This is a genomic window from Schlesneria paludicola DSM 18645, assembly GCF_000255655.1.
Taxonomy (GTDB): Bacteria; Planctomycetota; Planctomycetia; order Planctomycetales; family Planctomycetaceae; genus Schlesneria; species Schlesneria paludicola.
Window position 1 is genome coordinate 2111226 of sequence record NZ_JH636435.1, and the last position, 24538, is coordinate 2135763.

The window sequence follows — 24538 nt, forward strand, 5'->3', positions numbered from 1 at the left end:
GAGAGGTCATCAAACCCGAGACGTCGCGATCGCTACTGACAGGATTCACAGGTCGGATCATCGAGCCTGCACGCAGCCGAAACGGCCGAACTGGTTTCGTCGCTTCGTTCGATTTCGATATCGCTGGACGAACTGCGGTTCTTCATCCACTTGGGCTGAACACCAAACCGATTGACGTCCAATGTCGATTTTTCCACTTGGGTCGCCGCAAGACTGCGAAGGTAGTAGGTCGTCTTCAGACCTTTTTCCCAGGCCATGAAGTACATGTCCTGCATCTTGCGTCCGTTGGGCTCGGCCATATACAGATTCAGCGATTGCCCCTGATCGATCCACTTTTGACGCCGTGCCGCGCATTCAATCAGCCATTTTGGTTCGATCTCGAACGCGGTCAGGAACCGCCGACGCAGTTCCAGCGGAATTCGTCCGATGTTCTGCAACGTTCCATCAAAATACTTCAGCTCATCCAGCATCTGAGCGTCCCAAAGGCCAAGCTCCTTCAGTTCCGCCACAAGGATTTCATTCACCTGAGTGAACTCGCCTGATAGATTGCTTTTAGCGTAAAGGTGCTTGTAGGCAGGCTCTATGGATTGCGAGACACCGATGATGGTGGAAATCGTGGCGGTCGGCGCAATCGCCAGCACGTTGCTATTGCGCATGCCCGATTCCGCGACGGCCTTGCGAACGACGTTCCAATCGAGCGTACCTTCGCGCTGCACGGGAACCTGTTCGCCGCGTTCCGCTTCCAACAGGTCCAGAGTATCGATCGGTAATAACCCTCGTTGCCATTTCGATCCGGCATAGCTGCCGTACGCACCGCGTTCGGCAGCCAGTGTCGCCGATGCCAGAATCGCCGCATGTGAAATGGCCTCCATACTCTGATCGGCAAACTCCACCGCCTGCTCGCTCGCGAAACTGATTCGTAATTTGCAGAGTGCGTCTTGAAAGCCCATCAGGCCCAGCCCAATCGGGCGATGCCGTCGGTTCGAATTCGCCGCTTCGGGCGTCGGGTAGTAGTTGATGTCGATGACGTTATCGAGCATCCGAACCGCGACCTTGACCGTCGCGCGCAATCGTTCGAGATCCAGTTGGCCATCCACAACATGTGCGGCAAGGTTGATCGAGCCGAGATTGCAAACAGCCGTTTCATCCGCCGAGGTGTTGAGCAGAATTTCCGTGCAGAGGTTACTGCTGTGCACGACTCCGACATGATCCTGTGGCGAGCGAAGATTCGAAGGGTCTTTGAACGTAATCCAGGGATGCCCCGTTTCGAAGAGTCGTGTCAGCATCTTCCGCCACAGTTCGGCCGCAGAGACGCGCCGGAACAGCAGCATTTCTCCGGCATCGGCCAGTCGCTCGTACTCGACATAGCGCTCTTCGAAGGCCTTACCATACAGATCATGCAGGTCACTCACTTCGTCCGGGCTGAACAGCGTCCACGATCCATTCTGACGGACGCGTTTCATGAAAAGGTCTGGAATCCAGTTCGCGGTATGCATGTCGTGCGTACGCCGCCGGTCATCACCTGTATTCTTGCGAAGATCTAGAAACTCCTCGATATCCAGGTGCCACGTTTCCAGGTAACTACAAACAGCGCCCTTGCGTTTTCCTCCTTGATTGACCGCGACCGCCGCGTCGTTCACGACTTTCAAGAACGGAATGACCCCTTGGCTGCGACCGTTTGTTCCATGAATGTGCGCGTTCGTCGCGCGGATATTCGTCCAGTCGTTTCCCAGACCGCCGGCCCATTTCGAAAGCACGGCGTTGTCGGCAATGACCTTGAAGATATGCCCGAGATCGTCACTGACGGTACTGAGATAACACGAACTCAGTTGCGGATGCGGAGTCCCCGAATTGAACAAGGTCGGCGTCGCCGATGTGAACCGGAACGACGAAAGCATTTCATAGAATTCGATCGCTCGTTCTTCGCGCGACTCTTCTTGGAGTGCCACGCCCATCGCGACGCGCATCCAGAAATACTGCGGCGTCTCGATGCGGCGGCCACCGACATGCAACAGATACCGGTCGTAAATGGCTTGCAGCCCCAGGTAGTGGAACTGGGCATCTCGCTTGGGCTCCATCGCCTTGGCGAGCCGTTCCAGGTCGAAGCGACGCAGTTCGGGTGAGAGTCGTCCCGCGCGAATTCCGTCGATCACATAGTGCTCGAACTGGTCATGGTGAAGCTTGGGAAGTGATCGCGCGTCGGGTGTCGCACCCAGCACTTCTTTGTAGATCACATTCAGCATGAGCCGCGCGGCGACGACATCAAATGCCGGATCACGCTCGATCCGCGAACGCGCCGCCAGGATCTGTGTCCGATAAATCTCACCAATCGAAATTCCATCAAAGACAGACCGAAGGACATCGTCGGCCAGCGATTTCACGTCGACGAATTCTTCAAGTCCCCGAGCGGCTTCTTCCAATCGCTTCTCGACGCGGCGCGGATCAAACGGAACGCGCGTTCCATCATCAAGTACGACATGGATCGCGGGACGCGTTTCGATCAACGCCGCTTCACCGCGAATCGCACGCATCTTCGCATGCTCCGCACGATAGATAATGTAGCGCCGCGCGACGCGATACTGACCGAGCGACATCAAGCCCATCTCGACAAGATCCTGGATGCGTTCGACATCCACGCCGTTCGTCTGACTGGCCAATGGAGCCACATCATCGGCCACCGACTTCAGGACACTGGCCACATCGTTCAACACATCCGCTTCAAGTGGCTGGCCGTCCGCGAGGTTGAGCTCTGCACGGAACGCATTCGAAATCGCGTTCTGAATTCGCGACAGTTCAAACGGGACGAATCGACCATCTCGTTTACGGACAACCCATTCGTGAGGGGCACGCAGCATGCGACTGGACTCCTAATTCGCATCTCTCCGATGCAGAACTCTGGACACGCCGAGATCGAGTTCGGGGTAGCGAATCGAGGAGTGCGCTAAAGAAGCCCTGCAACTCACGCGGCATGGAAGCCAGCGAAAGCCGCACGCGTTGCGCGCAGAATGACAGAAATAGCATCCTCGTCCGTCCTTTCCCAAGAAGGCCCGGCAGATGAGTAATCCAACCTGATGGCATCAACCATCAGAATCCTGCAGTTCCTGAATTACCCAGTCGTTGGCAGGTCTTCGGACTTGCAGACTTGGCGAACAAGGCACAAGCCTTGTTCGTTTCCTACTAGCCATCGCTTCCCGGCCTTCCAAGACGAATCTTGGGCGATCCAGTGCTTAATGATGGCGGTCGTTTCTGCTTACCGCTGCGGGGCAGTCCCGGTTTTTCACCGGTGTTCCCTCTTTTCGTGACCACAACTGCTTGTGGACAACCAACAACGAGGCACAACATACGGACGGCCGTGAATCTTGTCTAGTGAACCCAAAACTTTCTTCACCATAACAACCACGATCGCTTACACGGGTTGATGTAAGAGTAAAAGAGCCATTGAGTTGCTCATTACCGAGGGGCAATTGAAAGCCAAAGTGGTCACGTCGCAGCGGTCAACCTCGACCGCCAAGATGCGATCAAGAACACTATCGGGCGCTGAACCAACGTCCCTGACTTGTGGTACAAAACTCATTCGACCGGGGCCAATCAACGGCCGTGGCGCCAGCGCGTTGGCGCTCGACATCCGTGTTCACGGCAGACAGGTACGGACGTCATCGCATAGCTTGGCGATGGACATCCCGTTTTGTCGTGGTCAACGATCCAGATATTCCGGTAGAGAACCGGGTTCTTGTGGTTTTGAAACAGAATCGGCAAGGGATTCGGCCCTTCGACGCTGCCGCCGCCGGTCTTGTTTTCCAGTGCGAGTTGATTGTGCACGACGACGCCGTTGTGACGTACGGTGATCTGGGCCTTGCAGCATTTCTGGCCATCGGCCGAGAATCGTGCTGCAGTAAAGTTGATGTCATACGTCTGCCATCGCAACGGTGGAAATGACATATTCAGATCGGGGGTTTTGAAGCGATAGAGCGATGCGCAATCGTTGAATTTCAGTTCGAGACCGAACGAATCGAGGACCTGAACTTCGTATCGCTTTTGCAAATAGAAACCACTGTTGCCGCGTCCCTGACCACGAGCGGTTGGCATGTAAGGAATCTGAAATTCACCATGCAGTGTGAAATTCTGGAAAACGTCTTTCGTCTCGGTTCCAACCTGTAGCAATCCCTCGGGCGTCACCTTCGCATCTTTCAGGCGGTCGGTTCCGTGACCGTCGAACAGCACGATCGCATCTGAAGGCGGTGTCGCCCCCTGCGTCGCGCTGACGCGTTTGACGGGTTGCAAGAAACCCAGACGATCACCGGCACTGTTCTTCACAACCGCGGCAAATCCCGTCTGCAGAATCAGAACCAGATTGTCGCCATTCAAAATCACCTGTTCGCCCTGACGTGAACCCGACAACGGAGTTCGCGGCGAACCGTCATATCCGTTCCCAGGAAGACCGCCGCGATAGACGAGGGCATTAAACTGCCCGCCGCCGAGGGCAACGACTTGAACTCCGATTGGATAAGCGTATCCATTCATCATGACGGGGCCCGCGTATTCGCCCTGATCATGATAGTCGGCATCGACTTGAGAAAGGTCCGTGATTGCAATGTGAACTTCGTCGTCACCGAACGACGTCAACGCCATCGCATTGAACAACACCAATGTGACACCGAGTACGGAAAGTCGCAGGGCGGTCGTTTTCAAAGTGTGGCTTTCATGAAGGAACGCAACAGAAAACTGATATCGATCTGAATCAACACTCGGAATGAACAATGATGACGCAAGGGCCGCACGTGTCACGAATCGCCAGCGTCTCGCGTGAGACTGGACAGGATTGCTCCCATCACCCTTCGATTCGCTTTCGCTGAAAAGCCATCGTCAGCGAGCTGTCTGCCACGCTTTCACAGCCTTCCATGCGAGCCACCAATTGACCGTTCGCATCGACGAACTCGATATCACAACGGATCATCTGCTCAGTAGACGGCTGGATGTGGATGATAATTCGCACTCCCTGATGCGGCAACGCGCGGCGGAACTGTCGATACTTCGTCACAGCACAGGGCAGGCATGGTCGGCCACGCAGTTCTTGTGACCAGAGAATGATCGACTGCAATGCGACGTCGATTGCCAACGGGTCCGCCAGCCAGTTCGCTCGAATCGGCTCGGCCATCCACGTCGAAGCGACTGGCGACATTCGCGATTGGACAATGATTCCATCGTCCGAGATCGCTTCGATCGCCGTCAAACCGTGCAATTGCGGCCCATGAAACAAGCGCGTCGCATAGGCCGTCGCGAGATCCGTCGAGTAGGGGCGCTGATGGGAAATATGCAGTACCGGTGTCGGGGCCAACGGGTATCCCGGGGCCAGCACAACATTGGCCCCCGCGTGAATGACATCACGTCCGTTCGCATGAGAAACCAGGCGCGTGGGGACGATGAATTCGGCCCCCGCTCGAACCGGTTTGCCGCAGAGAATTCGCAGGGACACTCGATCGTGCTGCCCTAAACGCACACCTTGAAAGACGCGGAAGTCATCAAACCCATGCAGTTCCAAGCCGGGATTGCGATGAATGGCGCCATGAGCGAGCCATTCAAAAATCATCGCAACGGGGAGCACCGCTTTGCCGCCGATAACATGTGATTCCAGATAGTGGTTGCTGGCCACATCCAGTTCACGCTCAAAGGAGACCTTAAATCCCAGATCAATATCGGTCTGCAGAGCGCGCGTTGATTCTGCCGCGGTCGGTTCGTGGCCGGGCGGTGGAGCAACAGCCTGTCCCAAGGACTTATTCGACTCGTGGTTGCCCCCTTTCTTGGGAATCATCGCATCGAGAGACTTCAGCACGTCGGCAGGCGTCGCATGCGCAGCCGTCGTGGGCAGCGAACGCGGCGGGGCGGAGGATGAAGCAGACGGTGACGGATTCGCCGCCAGAACGAGCACTTCAACCGGCCGGTTGGCTGACTGCGAAAATTCGTTTACGAACAACTTGGCACCCGCTTCGGTGGGAATGAGTCCAATTCCTTCCGAGGCGAACAACTTCTTCAGCCCCCCCTGAACCATTCCGCCGTCCCATGGGCCCCAATTGAAGGACGCAATCCGGCATTTCGGATAGAAGACTGAAAGCTGACGAGCAAGCTTATTCAGGACTTCGTTCGCCATGGCGTAGTCCAATTGGCCCACGCGGCCGAAGCGCGCGGTGTAGGACGAGAAAACGCCCAGCATCCGCAAATCGCGCAGTTCGATGCAATCCAGTAGTGTCCTCAGCCCGGTGACTTTCGTCTCGTAGACGCGATCAAATTGCTCTTTCGTCTTGTCTTCAATGCGCTGATCCGCCAGCACCCCCGCGCCGTGAATGATTCCGCGAATCACGCCCAGATCACGACGAATTCCCGCGAGCAACGGACGAACTGAGGTTGCGTCACGGATATCGACGGCACGATAAACGACGGATGCCCCAGTCGCTCTCAATCGTTGCAAGTGCCGTGCGACTTCACGACCGGCCACAATCTGGCTGTACTGCGCGGCGATTGTTTTGGGTGTCGTGCCTGTGGGTGCCCGCGACAGCAACGCCTGCTTGATCTCGGCCTCCGTCGACAACGAGACCAGCCATTCTGGTTCCGGCGCAGGCTCGGGGCTGCGTCCCAGAATCACGAGTCGTGGCTGCCAGGCCGTTGCCACTGCAATCGCAGTTTCGGCGGTCACCCCGCGCGCCCCGCCGGTCACGACCACTACGTCTCCCGGTTGAATGGGCGGCGTCCCGGCATCGTCGTTCAACGGTTCTTCCACGACCTCCAATTGCACAGGCCCCGAAGGAGCCAGTCCCACTTCCACGGGCCCTTCGTGCAGTAACTCGGTCACGAGCATGACCGCGGCAACATGCGGAGCCGACCATTCCTGACTCAGGTCAATCGCGCGAGCCGTGACTTCGGGCCATTCAAGATGAGCGCACTTGGCCAGCCCCGCCAGGCCTCCAGAAATCGGATCATGCAGTTGTGAACTTTCAAATCCGAACGAACCGTTCAGTCGCGAGATCGTTGCCAGAATCGCTGGCGACGATTTTCCGACTTGGCGTAACTTCGGTCCAACCTTCTGCACCCACTCCACGGCCGACCAAAGCTGTCGTTCGCTCATGCCGCGCTGCGGTGCCACGATGAGTAGCCCTGCCAGCCCGTCGGGAACGACGGCCGTTTGCGGCTCATCCAGATTGACGATCCGCGGCCGAAAGCCCAGATCGGTCAATTGGTCCGCGATGAGCAATGACAATCCGAGACCATCTTCCGTGATCCAGATTTCACTTCCGGGAAACAGTTTCATTGCGGGCCGCAGTGCGGCGGCGGTAAGCGGGATGACCTTCGCAATACTCCGATTGACGACTGTACCTGGATTTGCGGAAGGTGCAGGCGAGGGCGATGTCACCCTTGAAGCGGCTGGTGGCAATGCGGCGGGGGCAGCCACGGGTGTCGGAACCGGACGACTGACCTGGTGAGAGATAAAGGGAGGTTCCGCCCCACGGGCCGGGGCCAGCACTGACGTCGAAGCGGGAACGAGAGAGATTGTCGAATCCCCCTTGGGTGCCATCCGTGCATCCGCCAATGACACGACATCGCGGAGTGTATGCAACGCGCCCAGTTCATCGGGCTGGAACGCGGGCAAGTGTGGAACCCGTTCCTGCAACGCGGAGAGGATCTCGACGCGTTTGATCGAATCGATTCCCAGATCATGATCCAGGCTCATGTCGACATTCAGCATCTCGACCGGGTAGCCCGTCTTCTCCGCAACGACTTCGAGCACCATTGGACCAAGGCTGCTGACCATCGCGGGCGTGGAAATCATCGCTGGCGCTGAAGCGGTGGCCGCGACGGAGGGACTTGGTGGCATGATTGCCGCCGGTGCTGCGTAAGAAGTTGGTGGGGACGGCGCGGCCGTCACGGCTGCAGCGCTACGGGCGTCGGCCAGGGTCACGACATCTCGAAGTGTGTGCAGCGCCCCCAGTTCTTCCGGCTGAAACGCGGGCAAGCCCGGCACGCGTTCTTGCAGCGCCGACAGAATTTCGACGCGTTTAATCGAATCGATCCCCAGATCGTGATCCAGGCTCATGTCCAGATTCAGCATCTCGACCGGATAGCCGGTCTTTTCGGAAACGACTTCAAGCACAACCGGTCCCAGGACAGCCGGTGGGTTGGTTGACGTACTCGACGGCAGGCTTGCTGCTCCATTGCCATTCCCGGCGGGTGAGACCGATTGTGGCCATGCAACGGCAGGAGCCGGCGCGGCCTGAACCGTGACAACGGGCGAGGCCATTGGCGCTGCGATCGGTGCCGGGGCCACCGACAAACCTGCGGATCGGGAATCGGCGATCCGAACAACATCGCTCAAAGTATGCAGAGCACCAAGTTCTTCCGGTTGGAACGCGGGAAGATTGGGCACTCGTTCCTGCAATGCGGACAGGATCTCGACGCGCTTAATCGAATCGATCCCCAAGTCATGATCGAGACTCATCTCAAGATTCAGCATCTCGATCGGGTAGCCCGTCTTTTCCGAAACCACTTCCAGTACGGCCAGACTCAACCCGGCTGAGGGCGCCTTCGCCACGACAGGCTGTGTGATGGAGACGGCCTGCGCCACTTGACCCGCAGCCACCACTTGAACCGGAGGCACCGCCGCCGACACGGCAGGTTGCGGGACTGGAGATGGCTGAACGAATCGTTGCGACGTCGCGGGAGCGGGCGGAACGGAACTGGTCGACGCGCCAATCGTTCGCGCGTCGGCGATTCGAACAACGTCTTTCAGCGTATGCAGAGCCCCGAGTTCATCGGGTTGGAACGCGGGAAGATTGGGGACGCGTTCCTGCAGTGCGGACAAAATTTCGACACGCTTGATCGAATCGATTCCGAGGTCATGGTCCAGACTCATCTCGAGATTCAGCATCTCGACCGGATACCCCGTCTTTTCCGAAACCACAGCTAGCACAGTCAACGCCAAGGGCGACGTCACAGCGGGTGCCGTTTCCACGGGCGGCTCGGGTGCTCGTCGAACAGGGGCCGCAACCGGCGGCACCTGTGCCACAGGGCTCTCTGTCCGAGAAACGGTACTGGGAACTGGAAGGGAAACCGAGGCCGGAGCCGGGGCTGTCGTCTGGAAGTCGAATCCCATGACGGCCGAAACGGTCGACGCCGCGGGCTTCGCTGGTTCGGCAGCGACGGCAGGAGCGACGACGGCGCGAACGGGAACGGTCGACGGAATCGGCACAGGTGCGATCGCCGCTGGGGCCTCTGTACGGGCGGAGTGGAGCCGGAGATCCGGTGCGGAAACCGGGGCAACCGGTCCATTCGCCTCGGTATGACGTTCGTTGAGGTATTGGTTGGCAACCTTCGTCAACGTTTTTAGCGCCGCTTCCTGTCCATCCAGGAATTGCTGATGCAACTGTGACGTCTCTTGCTGCATTCGTTGCAGGGTGGTCAGTGTTTCGCGAATCGTGTCGACGATTCCTGCCAGATGAGGATTCTCGGCCGCGCGATTTTCGACCACGGTGGGAGTCACCGTCGATGTTGGAGTTGTCGATGCCGGAACCGTGGAGCTGGTTCCATCGACCAGATTCAGGGGCGCACGAGCGGGAATGGGATCACGCGGTTTCACGTAGTTTGCTCCGCAAATGGGAATCCGCATGCGCTGCGAAGCACTCTGATCGAGCCCTTCACGAGACTGCGGGTCCCAGACTTGCCATTGAATGCTGTGACCGGACGCCGACAAAGTCGCCAGGACAGTCGCCAAATCGGTCAGATTGTTTCGCTTACCGTTCGAGGCATCCGTCGCCAAAGCACGATAGTCCCGTCCTTGCAGAATTGAATTGACCAGTCCCGTCAGGACGCCCCCCGGTCCGACTTCTAAAAAGTCACGAACCCCATCGGCATACATCTGTTCGATTTCGTCCACAAAATGGACGGGTCGGGCAAGCTGAGTTGCCAACAGATCCCGCGCCGCGGCCGGTTCCGTCGGGTATTCCAGTGCCGTGCTGTTCGCATAGACTGGCATCGACGAGGGACTGAATTCGACATCATCCAGAACGGGTCGAAATGTCCCCGCGGCGCTGGCGACCAGCGGGCTGTGAAATGCCGCCGCGACCGTCAGCTTTTTGCCACGAATGTTGCGGCTGGCAAATAACGACGACGCGCGATCAATGTCAGGAATCCGTCCTGACAAAACAACTTGCGTCGGGCTGTTGTGGTTGGCAACGACCAGGTCGAGCGACAACTCATTGATCGCCGCTTCAATCTGAGCGAGCGGCGCGAGCACCGCCAGCATGCCACCTTCATTCTCTTGCGAAGCCGCCATCATCTGACCGCGCAGTGTCGACAGACGATACAGCACTTCGGGAGAGAATCGCTTGGACGCGCAGAGCGCAGTCAATTCGCCGTAGCTGTGTCCGGCAACGGCTTCCGGGCGGATCCCGAAACGGTCGAGCACCGACAACACGGCGAGGCTGACCGCACCGATCGCAGGCTGTGCAATCTGTGTCGCGCGCAATTCCGCTTCGTGCTGATTCCGCGTTTCGGTCGAGAACGCGGGATGCGGATAGATGTAATCGCTCAGTTGTCGCGTCACGGCGGCGTCCGCGGCCAATCCGAACGTCTCGTTTGCCTGATCCAGCACATCCAGCATCATCGGGAAGCGACACACCAGGTCGCGCAGCATGCCGACGTACTGTGATCCCTGACCGGGGAACAAGACGCCCAGCTTTCCGCGACGTATTCCGGCACCATAGACGGCACCGTCGGGCGTCGACCACGCCGTTTTATCGGGATAGCGTTCCAGCATTGTCACTGCGCCAGTGGCAAGCTTTTCCAGATCTGTCGCCTGACGCTCAACCACCAACAGCAATCGATGTCGGTGCTCAACTTGAAACGCAGCACGGCTGGACGACGCGAATGATCGGACGCCGGCCCATTCGGCGCGTCCCAACGGCGCGACCGACGTCCGCAATGCATCGGCCAACGGTCCTGGCTGATCGGCCGATAGCGCAATCACTTGAACGTCGCCGTCCCATTCCGGTTCGCCGAACGACTGTGGTGACTCTTCCAGCACGCAATGAAAATTGCTGCCTCCGAACCCAAACGCGCTGACCGCCGCCCGTCGCGGATAGCCACGCGGCTTCACCCAAGGCCGCGCGACCGTATTCACGTAGAACGGGGAATCGTCGGCCAGGAACGGCTCTGGAGGTTGATTCACTTTAATTGTCGGCGGCAGCACACGATGCTGCAGGGCGAGAATCGCCTTGATGATTCCCGCCGCTCCCGCGGCCGCCTTGGTGTGACCGATCTGAGACTTCACCGAACCAACCGCGCACCAGGCACCACGTCGTCCGGTGGCTTTGTAAACATGCATCAGGCCGGACACTTCCGTGGCATCACCCACTTTGGTTCCCGTGCCATGCGCTTCAACGAGTTCCACGGTCGCTGGTGAAACCCCCGCAATCCGATAGGCGTCCTCCAGGCAGCGAATCTGTCCTTCCGCCTTTGGCGCATAGACCGCGCTGCCCGCCCCGTCGCTGGATGTTCCGATCCCTTTCAGCACCGCATAAATACGATCGCCGTCACGTTCCGCATCGGCCAATCGTTTCAGCACCACAATGCCGGCGCCTTCGCCCAGGATCGTGCCATCGGCATCGCTGGAAAATGGCTTCGCGTCACCTGTCGGTGACAGTGCCGGCGTCTTGCTGAAGCACATGAACATGAAAATGTCGTTGAACGTATCGATCCCCCCGGTGACAACCATGTCACTGCGTCCGGTCGACAGTTCCAGCGCGGCCAAATGGATGGCCGACAACGAACTGGCACACGCGGCATCGACGACACAGTTCGTTCCGTGCAGGTCGAGTCGATTCGCAATACGACCGGCGACGACATTTCCCAACAGACCGGGAAACGAATTTTCCTGCCAGGGCACATAACTTTGTGAAATGCGATTCACGACATCATCGGCGACCACATCAGGTACGCCCGCATCGCGAAGGGCCTTGCGCCAGCGCGGATGTCCCAGGCGTGCCCCCAGGGGGATCACCATCTCGAGCGTGCCAGTCACACCCAGAATACAGCCCACGCGTGATCGATTGAATTTGCGATCCGCACCGTAACCGGCATGTTCGAGTGCGCGTTTGGCTCCGACGAGTCCCAGCAGTTGCGAGGTATCGATGGCTTCCAGATTGTTCGGCGAGATACCGAATTCCAGAGGATCAAAAGGAACCGGCGACAGGAAACCGCCCCGCCGGGCGTAGGTCATGTCAGGCGTTTTCTGATTCGCATCGAAGTAATCATCCGGGTTCCAGTGCGTCGCGGGAACTTCCGTGATCGTGTCGACACCGCGACGAATATTCGACCAGAATTCGTCGAGACTTCCCGACTTGGGGAACAAGGCGCTCAATCCGACGACGGCCAACGGCACGGGAGTCGGGGCGGATGCATTCGATGGATTCATAGTCGATTGGGTATCGAGACTTTGATCAGAGGAAAATCGCGGATCGGCGGGACATCGCGTCGCATCGTTCATATCAGACGTTCCCCACCAGTTGAGCCGACGGAACAATTCGTCCCAGTTCGGCGGAAATGGGGAATCCTTGATTTCGTAACAAATTCAGTCTGTGCATCACTGCCGCTCCATGCAGCAGATTGAACGCCACCGTCGCCACGCGACGATTCGCCGCTTCGGCCAGAAATGTGCCGCGCGTCCATTCGTTGAACGCGCCCATCGCCGGACCGCACCAGATCTGGTAGTCCATCTTCCGAGTGGGCTCACCCGTGTTCGCCCAACGTGATGATTGGCCCAGGTACCAGCGAAAGACGAGTGCCATCTTGTGCTTGGGATCGCGTTCGCCACGTTCCACTTCCGCGGGATTGCGGGTGGAAAAATAGGCCGCTGTCTGCAGCCAGATCTCTTCCAGCGATGTGCGGAACAAATTCTTTTCCAGCCACTCGCGATCGGTTTTCGAGATCTCGTCGATGCCTTTGGAGTTGCGATAGATCTCGTAGAGCTTCGCCGCCCGCATCGGAAACATTGTGCCGCGTTTGAGAACCTGTACCTTCACGCCCATCTCGAACATGTCCGCACAGGGACACATCGTGACATCGGCTTGCTCGGCATCGGCCAGCATCTGGCGAACCGAGTCGCAGGTTCCCGATTCGACGCAGGCCTGTTGTACGGAACCGACCAGGACGTACGCCGCCCCCATGGCAAACGCCGCGGCCGTGGATGCGGGCGTCGAGATTCCGCCTGCCGCTCCGACTCGCAAAGGTTGTTCGAACTTGTACTGTGCCATCGCGCGGTCGCGCAGGGCGAGAATTGTGGGAAGCAGTGTCAGGGCAGGGCGATTGTCCGTGTGCCCCCCCGAATCGGCTTCGGCCGTCATATCCTGTGCAATCGGAACCTTTTCGGCCAGGTGGGCCTGTTCGGCGGTGATCGCATTCTGTTCCACGAGATGTGACAGCATTTTGGCCGATGCTGGCGCAAAGAACTTCGAGCCGACCTCGATTCGTGAGACCTTGGCGATGACACGATTTGGTGTGACGATTTCGCCCGTCTTCGATCGGTGAATCCCATGCAAACGATAGCGAACGATGTGCGGCGTCAGATCGAGATACGCCGACGCTTCGACCAGACGCACCTCACGCCGCAGATACAGATCGACCAGTGCGCATTCGAGTGCCTGTTCATTGGGACTGTGAATCAGGTTGATGCCGAAGGATTTTCGTCGCGCGCGAATCGGTGGGGAAAACGTCCCCGGCGCGCCCGTGACCACGCCACTCGACGAAACCGATACCGGACTTGTCAACTTCGACAAGCGATCGATCGCGGCTTCGACTCGACTCAGGCTTAACCCCGCCGAGCCGAAGACGCCCAGCATTCCATGCTCGGCCATCTCTTCCACGATTTGCTCGGACCCGATCCCGGCCGCCATCGCGCCGGAAACATAGGCAAATCGCAAGCCATGATCACGGCGGAACGAATCGTCCCCCAGTTGCTCGGGCACAACCGGCGGGACAACACCAACGATCGGATGAGAGCTTGAGGCATGATGCGGTGAACCGATCGTCCCCACACCGCCGCGCGCCAAACCAAGCCCTTGCGTGGTGCTGACGATCATGAGCGGTGTTTTGATGTCGTGAACGGCGGCTGCGACCGAGCCTGGATCGAGCGCGACTGAGCCGCCCGTCGATGACCACCAACCGAGTAGCGTCTGAGTGGAAGACGTCATATTTAAGTCAAATTCGCTTGATGCGAGTGTCAAAACCGTGAAATTCGATACATCGTCGCGTCGGCCACGTCGCATCGCGTAGCGGTGCGACGTTGAAAGAAGGAATCGTGTCCGTTGTCCGAGACCGAAAAACTGGAGTGTCTTCGAGTTCCAGACTGAACGTGTCTCCCGCGTTCCGATGAGCGGCCAGCCAGCCAGTATAAAAGACCCGACCGGAGGTTGCACGCCGCGCCGCGCCCAAACAGCCCCCCCAGTCGTCACATTCGGTAGCGATTAAATCGGTTATCCGGGCGCGTCGTCCGCCGGTTGACGACCCATGATCCCATTCCAATGCCTCGAATAGGCTTCTTCGATCACCCCACAAGAAATCACCACAAGGCAATTATTTGTAAAGACTTACGAACAAAAACATGTAAACAATGCCCATGAGCCGCACGAATTGAAACGATGAGTCATCATGAACCTTTTTGACGAACGCCCACAGAAAAACAACCCAAAACGCCCAGTCACACAAAACGACGCATTCATCCCATCTCACGCTTCAATCGAGGTGCCCAGAAATTTTTGATCACCTTGATCAACTCGATCAAGATGATTCATAAGAGCAATAATTCAAATTAGTTACGAATATCGAAGGCATTGAGCATCTTGATCGACTTGAGCATCTTGTCCAAGGGCCCCTTTCGAGACGGCGTTGATCGGATTTTCGTTTTGGCACCTTAGCGACAACCGATTCCTTCCATGTCGTGAAAAGGAGAATGATTGGCTCATAAAGAATTGATGACATCGCCATCGCGATCATCTCCCAACCAAGATTCATCAGTCCGCTCGTCCATGCGAGCGGGGCATTCACCTGCGACGCGTCGTTCACTCTCGTTCGTCGCCACCGTGTTCGTCGCAGCCGCAAGACCACGTCGACTCGATGCACCCATGATACGACTTCCTGAGAATCTGTCCCGGTCAAAACGGCCGTCGTTTCCAAACGTTTGGAAGGTCCGTGGACACGACTGCGGGCTGCGACCGAAGTCCTCGACCGGCCCGCCGTGACGACTTTCTTCGTTCCGAATGAGCGGGGGCAACGTGAAGTCGGAGAGGGCACGGAGGAGATGCGTTAGGAGGAGTGCGCAGCAGCAATGTGCCGCGTGTCACCAGGTGAGAACTGGGACGGGGCCTTCATCGCGTGCGGCAGAAGGCTCGATCCAATCGGATGTGGAGCACTCCTGCGTCGCGATTCCGGCGAGGCGCGCGAAGTTCGCCAGGATGTCTCGGCCATGCTCGGTCAGCACCGATTCCGGGTGGAACTGCACGCCGAACAGCGGCCGGGTGCGATGCTCAACAGCCATCGGAATCCCGTCGGCGGTCCAGGCCGTGATTTCCAGATCCGGGGGCAACGTCGCCTCATCAATGATCAGCGAATGATACCGAGCCACGCGCAGCGGGGACGGGAGATTCGCGAATAAGGATGTGCCGGTGTGTTCGATCAATGAGGTACGACCGTGGATCGGTTCGGGGGCGCGAATGACGTTTCCGCCGAGCGCCGCCGCGATCGCCTGATGGCCCAGACAGACACCCAGCGTGGGAATCGTGCTGCTGAGCTCGCGGATCAGTTCGATCGAAACCCCCGCTTCGTTCGGCGTACAGGGACCGGGCGAAATGACGATCGCTTGTGGCGCCATCGCCCGAACCATGTCCGTCTGAATCGCATCATTTCGGACAACACACGTCTCACATCCCAGCTCCACGAAATAGCGGGCCAAGTTGTAGACAAAACTGTCGTAGTTATCGATCAACAGCAGCATGGGTAAAGCGGACTTTGGCGGCCAGATCGAATCCGATGATCCTGTTTCATTTCGGCGACTTCCCATCACCGGCTCAAAGCGCTTTTAGCATTCCCGCCGCTTTTGTGAGCGTTTCTTCATACTCGGCGGCGGGATTGGACTGAGCCACAATTCCACCACCAACATTACATTGTAGCCAGCCATGCCGCTGAACAAATGTTCGAATCAGCAAATTGCTGTCGATTCGGCCGTCCGGTCCGACATAGAACAGACTGCCGCAGTAGGGTCCGCGAACCGTGGGTTCCAGTTCCGCAATGATTTCCATCGCTCGAACTTTGGGTGCCCCCGTAATCGAACCACCGGGGAACGTCGCCCGGAACAAATCCCAGATCGTCGCTTCTTGCCGCAACTGGCCCCGAACTTCTGACACCAGATGCTGGACCGTTTCGTACGATTCGACCGTACAAAGCTGAGGAACACGAATCGAGTTGGGCTGGCAGACGCGGGACAAATCGTTCCTTAGCAGATCAACGATCATCACATTTTCCGCCTGATCCTTGTCGCTCTCACGCAGTTCGTCGCGTGTGAAGAGATCGGCTTCGGGACCTCGTTTGCGTTGCCGCGTTCCCTTAATGGGCCGCGTTTCGACTTCACCGTCCGTCACACACAGAAACCGTTCTGGCGAGGCACTTACAATCGACCAGTCGTCCCATTGCATCAGCGCCGCAAAGGGGGCCGGATTGACCGTGCGTAAGCGGGCAAACAGCTCAAGCGAAGGACAAGGGGCCGGGGCGAGCAACCGCTGCGACAGATTCGCCTGAAAAACATCTCCGGCATAGATGTATTCGATCACACGTGCGACGTTGCGAAGATACTCGTCGCGTGTGAACGTACTTGTCACGTTCGCCGTCTCACCCAGCGGGAATTGCGCGGCAAAGGACAGATCCATTCGCGGCGTTGGACTTGATGAATCCGATGCCGGAACCGCTTTTGAAAGCTCTGTCTTGACCTGATGCAGACGATCGGCCGCGCGCCGGCTTCGGCGATCCTCGTCCGTTTCCGGCCAACCTTGCGAGATTAGCCATAGCGTCCCGGCAAAGTGGTCCCAGGCGAGCACCCAGTCGTAAAGTCCCACGGCCATGACGGGGAGTTGAAATTCGTTATGGACGGCAGACGGAATTCGTTCCCAGCACTGTCCCAGTTCGTAGCCCAGCAGTCCCGCGATCCCACCCTGGAATGGTGGAAGACCTGGCACGGCCGCGCCCTGCCAGCGTTCCCACGCCGCTGAGACGTCCGCAAACGGATCGAGTCCGTAACGGGGCGCATCGAGTTGCCAGTGCGCGACCGGATCGGCCGTGAGAAACGAATATCGTCCGACCGGCTGCCGCTGAAGGGCACTATCCAGCAGCAGCAACCGCGGCCAGTGCGCAAGCGCCCGAACCGCCGTCACGACATCCAACGCCGGATCGAGCTGTTCAACGAAAGGTTGTTGTGAGGACGTCGTCATCGTACCCGGCGCCGTGCAATCTAACCTCCGGGTCTCTGTGTCTCCGTGTCTCCCTCACTCCCAATGTGTTCCCAATGTCAGCGTTACCGTCGCTTGGGTCCAGTGGGAGTGAGGGAGACACGGAGACACAGAGACACGGAGAGGATATGAAGGAGTTCAATGAGAAGACCGGGCGCAGTGTATGCTGCGTCCGGCCTGGATTCGAATCGATACCGGTATCAACCTGCTTCGGCCATGGCCGGAATCTGCAGGGCTTCGTTGATCAGTCCCAGGGTTTCGTCGAGTTCTGGTCGGAACAGATCTCCGATCAACAGGTCGGTGATGTCCCCTTTGCGATGCGGATGCTTCGCGACGAACTTCCCGAAGCTGAAGCCTTGATAGTACGCACAGACCAGTGATCGCATGCGTTCCATCCCACGGACATAGTCCGCTTCCCAAGCGCCCAACTGAGCGCCCGAGGTATCTCCCTTGGCGAGTCCTTCGCAGACGGCATCGGCGGCCAGTTCACCCGACTTCAGCGCCAGCAGCACGCCCGAGGAATAGAGCGGGTCGAGGAATCCAAAGGCATCGCCGACCAGCACCCAGCCATTCCCCGCCGCTTTCTGCGAGCGATACGAATACTCTTTGGCCGCCCGGAATGGTTCGACGCGTTTTCCGATACTGATTCGTTCTTTCACCGCCGGACACTTATCGACTTCGGCATTGTAGATCGCTTCGAAATCCTTCGTATCACGGTTCTTGAACAGATACCCGTAGTCGGCGACCGCTCCAACACTGACGATATTGTCGTGCAGCGGGATATACCAGAACCATCCGGCTTTGCCTTGGATTTGCAATACCACGGTCGCACCTTCGTCACGGCCCGTATCGCGCCAAGCGCCTTCCCAATACGTCCAGACGGCGGCCTTTTTCAAGGCGGGATCCCATTCACGCAGACCGAGCTTGCCCATAATGAGTGAACTCTGGCCGCTGGCATCGACGATCACGTCGGCGCGTTCGATCCGTTCGCCGCCATTTGCTTCGTCCTGGACACGTACGCCGACAGCGCGGTCACCTTCAAACAGCACTTCCAGCACGCGGACACCCTGTTGGACGTCGACACCATGCTCGATCGCGTTGTCCATCATGCGCATGTCGAAATCGCTGCGTCGCACCTGCCAGGTCTGCGACGATTCATGCGGCTTATGATCCAGGAAGTAAAACGGTTCGGACAACCGGCCACTGGAACCGACGAACTGCACGCTGTACTTCCGCACGAATTCGCTCGCCTTCATCTTGTCGAGCATGTTCAGGCGTTGCATCACGTGATACGTCTGCGGGATCAGCGATTCGCCAATGTGATAGCGTGGAAAATGTTCGCGTTCGAGCAGTCGCACCTTGTAGCCGCGCTGTGCGATCAAGGTCGCCGCCGTTGTTCCCGACGGTCCGCCACCAATCACGATCACGCGAGGCTGGGTTGGTTCAACCATTTCAGAGCGATCCTTTCGAATGAATTTGCTCGTGCCATGAAAAGAGCCGCGGGAACGACGAAACCCACGAGCTCCATTGTTTGCAACGTCTTCAAGACGTCCAGTACGAAGCTTATTTTTCGTGTCGCCACACGCTATCGTCGTCTTCATGGGGATGACGGACGGCGTGCAACAGTTCGACCAGTTGTTTCAAATCTTTCTCGGACAGGTGCCCCAACTGCCGGTTGTGACAGTCGCGGACAGCGACTTCAAGCTGTTTGAGAAGTCGCAAACCTTCGGCGGTGATTCCCACTTCGACCACACGGCGGTTTTCGGAACGGCGTTCGCGATGAACGAGCCCCCGCTCTTCCAGCCGGTCCAACAGCCGCGTCATATCGGGTGCACGGGAGATCAGCTTATTTCCCAGGGCCGACGTCGGCATGGTGGTGGGATGCACCGCCTCGAGCAGTCGCAAGGAGTTATATTGTTGCGCCGACAAATCAAACTGCGCGAACATTTCGTCTTCGAGTGATTTCAGCCGGTCATACGTCCGCCAAAGACTGAGATACGCCTCTTGCTGAAGCGAATCGAATCGAGATTTACGCGCGGCAGTTTTCATGATGTTTTTCTTTCACCACGAAGCTACCGCCCCCGGCTTCAGTCGTCAAGACGATTGTCGTTTAAACGTTTTTCGGCAAGATCGGGAGCGGAACTTGAATTCCATCCATGTTTCTCGTTCGCTTCGCGTTTGCCGTCTGCTTCTCGCGAACAAGCTCCGCTCGGTTCCCCCTCGTTCCCAAGCTCCCGCTTGGGGACGCTTCATCTGCCCAGAAGCCGCAAGCAGGTGGATTTTTGACCGCCTTCTCACTTGGCACAAACCGAGATCGCATGAGGCGTTACCAAGCGGGAGCTTGGCAACGAGGGACGGTCGGGGGGGACGGGGAACGAGGGACCGAGGGGGATCCCTGCGATGTCACACGCGCAAGAACGCGCGATGCCGGTACAGGAACCAGAGCATCAGCCACTTGATGGTTAGGACACCGAACATTAGGACGGCTCGTTGTGCTTTCTCACCCTCGGTATGTCCCGCCGCTGTACACCACTGGCCGACGTATCGGATCACGCCGCCGAGAAAGAATTCACTCATCTTGCTGAAATCGACGAAATTCTGCATGACGTAAATCGTGATGGCGTTCATCCCGATGACGATGAAAAAGAAAGCCCAACGACGCCATCCAATGACATCGATCAGCAAGTAAAAGACGGCGAGCAACGTCAGACTCCATCCGCCCGTGACAAGCACAAATGAACTGGTCCACAGGATCTTGTTCAGCGGGAAGCTAAAGCTCCACAAATAACCGGCCGCCAAACAAACGATGGCTCCCGCACACAATCCCAGGAACTTGTGAAATCGAGTGTACGACGACCGCAGCCAGTGGCCGGTCAGTACACCCAGCAGCGCAGTTCCAATCGCGGGGATCGTCGAAAGCACACCTTCATTGTCGCCAAGTTTGTAATGCAGTTTTCCGGGAATCAGAAGGCGATCGACGTAGCCGACCAGACTGCCTTCCATCGTCAAATCGAACGGCTGAAACCCCGGTGCCGGAACGAACCGCAGCAGCGCCCAATAGCCCGCGATGATCCCGATGGCCAGGAGCGCCTGACTGCGAATGCCCAGATGCAGGACGGCAAGCGCGGCGAAGAAATAGCAGATCCCGATCCGCTGCAGGACACCGGGCCAGCGGAAATTGGTGAAATCGAGCTGCAGGATGCCGTTTCCGATCAGCCCGAGTGCAATCAAAAGCAGCGTCCGGCGAATGATGCGAGCATAGACGCCCGAACGATTCGGGACGAGTTCACCGGCCGTTTGATACTTCGTCAGGGAGAAGGGCAGGACGACACCGACCAGAAACAGAAACAACGGAAAAATCAGGTCGTAGAAGTGAAATCCATCCCATTTCACGTGTTCCAACTGCGTCACGACGATCGGCACACCCAGCCACGTCGCCAGGGCTTTGAAAAAGGAATCACCCCGGATAATCCAGAACATGTCGAATCCGCGCAAGGCGTCGATCGATTGCAATCGCGGTTCGCTGGTGACCTCCACAGGCGGTGCAGACGAGGGAGCGGATGTCATCGGAGGGACTCGAAAGAAGAAAGGATACGGGGCCCATTTGATTCGGCATGCACGCCACAGCGCGTGGGCACCAGTTCACCCGATTCACTCGAAAATCACAACGTCACGCGCGAAATACGGCTTCGCGGAACCGAATGTCGCTGCTTGACCGCCGCGCCGCACCACCGGTATCTTGGCCCGTCCTGATTTTGAGAGTCCGTTTCCGCATGAAGGCCAACACGATGTTGATCAAGGGTCGGCTGTTTCCCTGTTCTTTTCTGTTCGCACTGGTCGTCTGTCTCGGTTGCGAACCGTCAATCCCCAAAGGCACTTCGAAGCCTGGTGCTGACGCGTCAGCGCCAGCAGGGGACGCCGGGACGTCGGCGGGAAATTCGAGTTTGAAACGGTTGATCATTCTCTCGAATACGGATTCACCCTTCTGGGATGCGTGTCGGGAAGGGGTGCTCGCCACCAACAGTGAACTGAAACTGAAAGAGTCCGGACTGATTGCGGTGCTGGACGTCAACGATGGAACGGCCCAGGGACAATTGTCCAAGCTTCAGCAGTACGGCACGCAAAGCGATATCGCGGGAATCGGAATCTCGGCACTCGACGCCGAGAACGTAGCGATCGCCGATGAACTGCGCGCGATCCAGAAGAAGGGAATCAAGATCCTGACGATCGATTCCGACGTGAAGCGTGAATCGTTCCGTGATGCACGCCACGCCTTCGTCGGAACCGACAATGCGGGGGCGGGGCGCGTACTGGGGATCTGCGCCAAAGCCCTTCGACCTGAAGGAGGCGAGTACGTCGCATTCGTCGGACGTAGCGGGGCTCAGAACGCCATCGATCGCATTGGAGGATTTGGTGAAGGGGCCGGAGAGAAGTTCCACTTCAAAGACACGATGACTGATGACACGGACAAAACCAAAGCGCGCGACAACGTCCGCAACGCGATGCGCAATCATCCCAACTTGAACGTGCTGGTGGGGATCTGGTCGTACAACGCCCCCGCGATCGTCGACATCGTCAAAGAGACGAATCGCCGGAAGGATTTTTCGGTCGTCGTGTTCGACGCCGAACCTACGGCAATCACGGCCATGGCGGACGGAAACATCGATGTCATGGTCGTGCAAAATCCATTTCAGATGGGCTACCAGGGCATTCGTGCGTTGGCCGCTTTGGTCACTGACAACAAAGCCGTCCTGACCGAGATGTATCCGAAGTTCGGTCAGCCGGACGGAGATGTCTATGACACGGGCCTGAAAGTGGTCGTGCCGAATACGGATTCACCTATTAAGGGCGACTTGTTCGAGAAGGGCGTGGAGTTCATCACACTCGACAAACTGCAGGAATGGATGAAGAAGTACGGTCTGACCGGTTCGTGACCTCGCCTGTGATACGTTTCATCGTTCATGTTCGTCGTTGCCAAGCTCCTGCTTGGCAACGAACGAGATCGCATGAGACGTTCCAAGCAGAGCTTGGTAACGAGGGGAGAGGTAACGAAGGGAAGCGAGGACGAGGGGACGAACGCTTCTTGCTCCTCGTTGCCAAGCTCCGCTTGGCAACGCGTCCTATGCGTTGGACGTGTATGTGAAGGACCGGGGCCAAGTTCCTGCTCGACAAGAACGAGATCGCATGAGGCGTTACCAAGCGGAGCTTGGTAACGAGGAAACGAGGAACATCAATTTCCGGGCTCCCGCATGTGTTGATTGCTTGAGTGAAGGTACAGAGTTCATGACGGCTTCTGTTGTTGTCGCGTTGATCGTCATGGCGATGATTGCGATCGGTGTGATTGGTCTGCGTCAGTTCGTGTCAAAAGGCGAAGCCACGCGGCATCAGTTGGGACTGATCGCGGCCATTTTTGTGGTCGTCTGCTGTACGACTCTATTCGATGAACATCACAACTACGTGATGAAATGGGACGTCAGCGTGATCGATCTGCTCAGGCAGACGACCATGTTGTCGCTGATTGCACTCGGAGCGGCCGTCGTCATTATCGCGGGCGGGATCGACTTGTCTGCCGGTTCGGTCATGGCATTCAGTGCCTCGATCTGTGCGACGCTGATGGCGCTGCTCGCCCCCGAAGCGGTCAGCCAGTCGCAGCCCCTGGGAATCGGTGTCATCGTGATCGCCATCACGGGCACGCTGATCACGGGACTCTTGGTCGGCAGCCTGCATGCCTGGCTGATCACAGAAATTGGACTGCCCCCATTTGTGGCGACGCTGGGAACGCTGGTGGGGCTGCGAAGCCTGAGCCGAGCGATTGTTGAGAACGTCACACAGACGATGCTGGGCGGGGCGCGGACGCAGATCAATATCGCCGATCCATCTTTCCGCGAGCTGTCGGGAGCGATGTCGGGAACGGTCTGGAATCTGTCGATTCTGGTCGCCGTGATTGCCGCATTTCTCTGGCTGCTGCTGGCCAAAACGGTCACCGGACGTCATCTGTATGCGTTGGGCGGCAACGAACAAGCCGCTCGTTTGAGCGGCATTCAGACCAATCGGATGAAGTGGCTGGCCTATTGCATCAGCGCATTGCTGTCGTCGGTTGCAGGAGTGCTGTCGGTCAGTCAGTTGAGTGTCGCCGACCCACAAACGCTGGCACGCGGGTATGAGCTGAACGCGATCGCCGCCGCAGTGGTCGGCGGATGCAGTCTGCAAGGTGGGATCGGAACCATCCCCGGCACGATCCTGGGAGCACTATTCCTGCGAGTGGTCATTGATGGTGTGGCCAAGATCATCAAGACCGGCGCGGATGTGTATGAAGGCCTGATCGTCGGCGTCCTAGTCGTCTTCGCCGTGGCGTTCACCAAATCCTCGGATGCCACGACATCCTCGCGACGAAAACTGTTTGCGGGACCACTGGGCTGGGTGACGATTCTGAATCTGACTCTACTGGCTGGAATCATGATGGCGCTGTTGGGTGCGAAACTGGTTCGCGGCCGGGTTCAGATGGATGCCGCCTGGCTGGCGCTCACGGCGGCCGTCTCGACCTTGTGCCTACTGCTGATCGTGCGGACAAGCCTGTCGCGTCAGATGAAGCGAACTCTCGGGATTGCCTGGGCGGTGATTTCCATCGCCAGCGCCATCGGTCTCGACAGGGCCTATCCCGGAGTCCAGCGTCGTTCGGCGATGTCGATGGTCCAGCAGATGGGCGGAAGCCTGAACCAAGATGACGATGCTGGAATTCGGGTCGATCTGACCGGTCAGCGTTGCGACGACGTAGCCCTGAAACGGTTGTTACCGAAGCTGCGCTACTTCAACAAGCTCTCGGAACTGCAATTGTCACAGACGGACGTCACCGACGCGGGGCTGGACGCCGTCGGCAAAACGTTTCAGGACATGCCATCGCTCAAACGAATCGATGCCACCGACGCGAAAGTGACGAGTGGCGGCATCACGAAACTCAAACGAACGCTCGGTCAGGTCGAAGTTCGTCCGTAGGGATTGAACGA

The 24538-nt window shown here is 57.9% G+C and carries 12 protein-coding genes and 1 riboswitch; of the genes, 2 read left to right on the plus strand and 10 right to left on the minus strand.

All coding sequences use genetic code 11. The features are described 5' to 3' along the window. Positions 1 to 32 precede the first annotated feature (32 nt). The 10 genes from OSO_RS0126610 to OSO_RS0126665 form a co-directional block, all read right to left on the minus strand. On the minus strand, positions 33 to 2855 hold the full coding sequence (locus OSO_RS0126610) for a ribonucleoside-diphosphate reductase subunit alpha (RefSeq protein WP_010586065.1): 2823 nt from the start codon (positions 2853 to 2855) through the stop codon (positions 33 to 35). 247 nt (positions 2856 to 3102) lie between these two features. Then, a riboswitch (cobalamin riboswitch) is annotated at positions 3103 to 3342 on the minus strand. 246 nt (positions 3343 to 3588) lie between these two features. Next, entirely contained in the window at positions 3589 to 4689 is a 1101-nt protein-coding gene (locus tag OSO_RS45240; RefSeq protein ID WP_157605463.1) for a 3-keto-disaccharide hydrolase, read from the minus strand. 139 nt (positions 4690 to 4828) lie between these two features. Beyond that, complete coding sequence (locus tag OSO_RS0126620; RefSeq protein WP_010586067.1) at positions 4829 to 12529, minus strand: type I polyketide synthase; 7701 nt, start codon at positions 12527 to 12529, stop codon at positions 4829 to 4831. A 1-nt stretch (position 12530) separates the two neighbouring features. Next, positions 12531 to 14231 carry a PfaD family polyunsaturated fatty acid/polyketide biosynthesis protein gene (locus OSO_RS0126625; RefSeq protein ID WP_010586068.1) on the minus strand — a complete coding sequence of 567 codons (1701 nt, stop codon included), beginning with the start codon at positions 14229 to 14231 and terminating at the stop codon, positions 12531 to 12533. 767 nt (positions 14232 to 14998) lie between these two features. Further along, positions 14999 to 15163, minus strand: coding sequence for a hypothetical protein (locus OSO_RS50995; RefSeq protein ID WP_157605464.1), 165 nt, complete (start codon positions 15161 to 15163; stop codon positions 14999 to 15001). A gap of 213 nt (positions 15164 to 15376) precedes the next feature. Continuing rightward, complete coding sequence (locus OSO_RS45250) at positions 15377 to 16030, minus strand: anthranilate synthase component II (RefSeq protein WP_083843035.1); 654 nt, start codon at positions 16028 to 16030, stop codon at positions 15377 to 15379. A 73-nt stretch (positions 16031 to 16103) separates the two neighbouring features. Further along, positions 16104 to 17516, minus strand: a complete 1413-nt coding sequence (gene pabB, locus OSO_RS0126650) for an aminodeoxychorismate synthase component I (RefSeq protein ID WP_010586071.1) — start codon at positions 17514 to 17516, stop codon at positions 16104 to 16106. A gap of 218 nt (positions 17517 to 17734) precedes the next feature. Further along, positions 17735 to 18985: an NAD(P)/FAD-dependent oxidoreductase gene (locus OSO_RS0126655; RefSeq protein WP_010586072.1), complete on the minus strand. Its 1251-nt coding sequence runs from the start codon at positions 18983 to 18985 to the stop codon at positions 17735 to 17737. Positions 18986 to 19097: 112 nt separating this feature from the next. After that, positions 19098 to 19583, minus strand: coding sequence for a MarR family winged helix-turn-helix transcriptional regulator (locus OSO_RS0126660; RefSeq protein ID WP_010586073.1), 486 nt, complete (start codon positions 19581 to 19583; stop codon positions 19098 to 19100). A gap of 354 nt (positions 19584 to 19937) precedes the next feature. Continuing rightward, on the minus strand, positions 19938 to 21101 hold the full coding sequence (locus OSO_RS0126665; RefSeq protein ID WP_063710420.1) for an acyltransferase family protein: 1164 nt from the start codon (positions 21099 to 21101) through the stop codon (positions 19938 to 19940). A 134-nt stretch (positions 21102 to 21235) separates the two neighbouring features. On the opposite strand from OSO_RS0126665, the gene OSO_RS0126670 reads away from it, so the two are divergent. Both OSO_RS0126670 and OSO_RS48615 read left to right on the plus strand, forming a co-directional pair. Continuing rightward, a complete protein-coding gene (locus OSO_RS0126670; protein ID WP_157605465.1) occupies positions 21236 to 22468 on the plus strand; it encodes a substrate-binding domain-containing protein in 1233 nt (410 codons plus the stop codon). Positions 22469 to 22817: 349 nt separating this feature from the next. Then, positions 22818 to 24527: an ABC transporter permease gene (locus OSO_RS48615; RefSeq protein ID WP_010586077.1), complete on the plus strand. Its 1710-nt coding sequence runs from the start codon at positions 22818 to 22820 to the stop codon at positions 24525 to 24527. Positions 24528 to 24538 lie beyond the last annotated feature (11 nt).

Bases quoted from the DNA above. Each gene is read 5' to 3' on its own strand.
- OSO_RS0126610 (WP_010586065.1), bottom strand. From the start codon at position 2,855: ATGCTGCGTGCCCCTCACGAATGGGTTGTCCGTAAACGAGATGGTCGA.
- OSO_RS0126620 (WP_010586067.1), bottom strand. From the start codon at position 12,529: ATGAACGATGCGACGCGATGTCCCGCCGATCCGCGATTTTCCTCTGAT.
- OSO_RS0126625 (WP_010586068.1), bottom strand. From the start codon at position 14,231: ATGACGTCTTCCACTCAGACGCTACTCGGTTGGTGGTCATCGACGGGC.
- OSO_RS50995 (WP_157605464.1), bottom strand. From the start codon at position 15,163: ATGGGTGCATCGAGTCGACGTGGTCTTGCGGCTGCGACGAACACGGTG.
- OSO_RS45250 (WP_083843035.1), bottom strand. From the start codon at position 16,030: ATGCTGCTGTTGATCGATAACTACGACAGTTTTGTCTACAACTTGGCC.
- pabB (WP_010586071.1), bottom strand. From the start codon at position 17,516: ATGACGACGTCCTCACAACAACCTTTCGTTGAACAGCTCGATCCGGCG.
- OSO_RS0126655 (WP_010586072.1), bottom strand. From the start codon at position 18,985: ATGGTTGAACCAACCCAGCCTCGCGTGATCGTGATTGGTGGCGGACCG.
- OSO_RS0126660 (WP_010586073.1), bottom strand. From the start codon at position 19,583: ATGAAAACTGCCGCGCGTAAATCTCGATTCGATTCGCTTCAGCAAGAG.
- OSO_RS0126665 (WP_063710420.1), bottom strand. From the start codon at position 21,101: ATGACATCCGCTCCCTCGTCTGCACCGCCTGTGGAGGTCACCAGCGAA.
- OSO_RS0126670 (WP_157605465.1), top strand. From the start codon at position 21,236: ATGTCGCTGCTTGACCGCCGCGCCGCACCACCGGTATCTTGGCCCGTC.
- OSO_RS48615 (WP_010586077.1), top strand. From the start codon at position 22,818: ATGACGGCTTCTGTTGTTGTCGCGTTGATCGTCATGGCGATGATTGCG.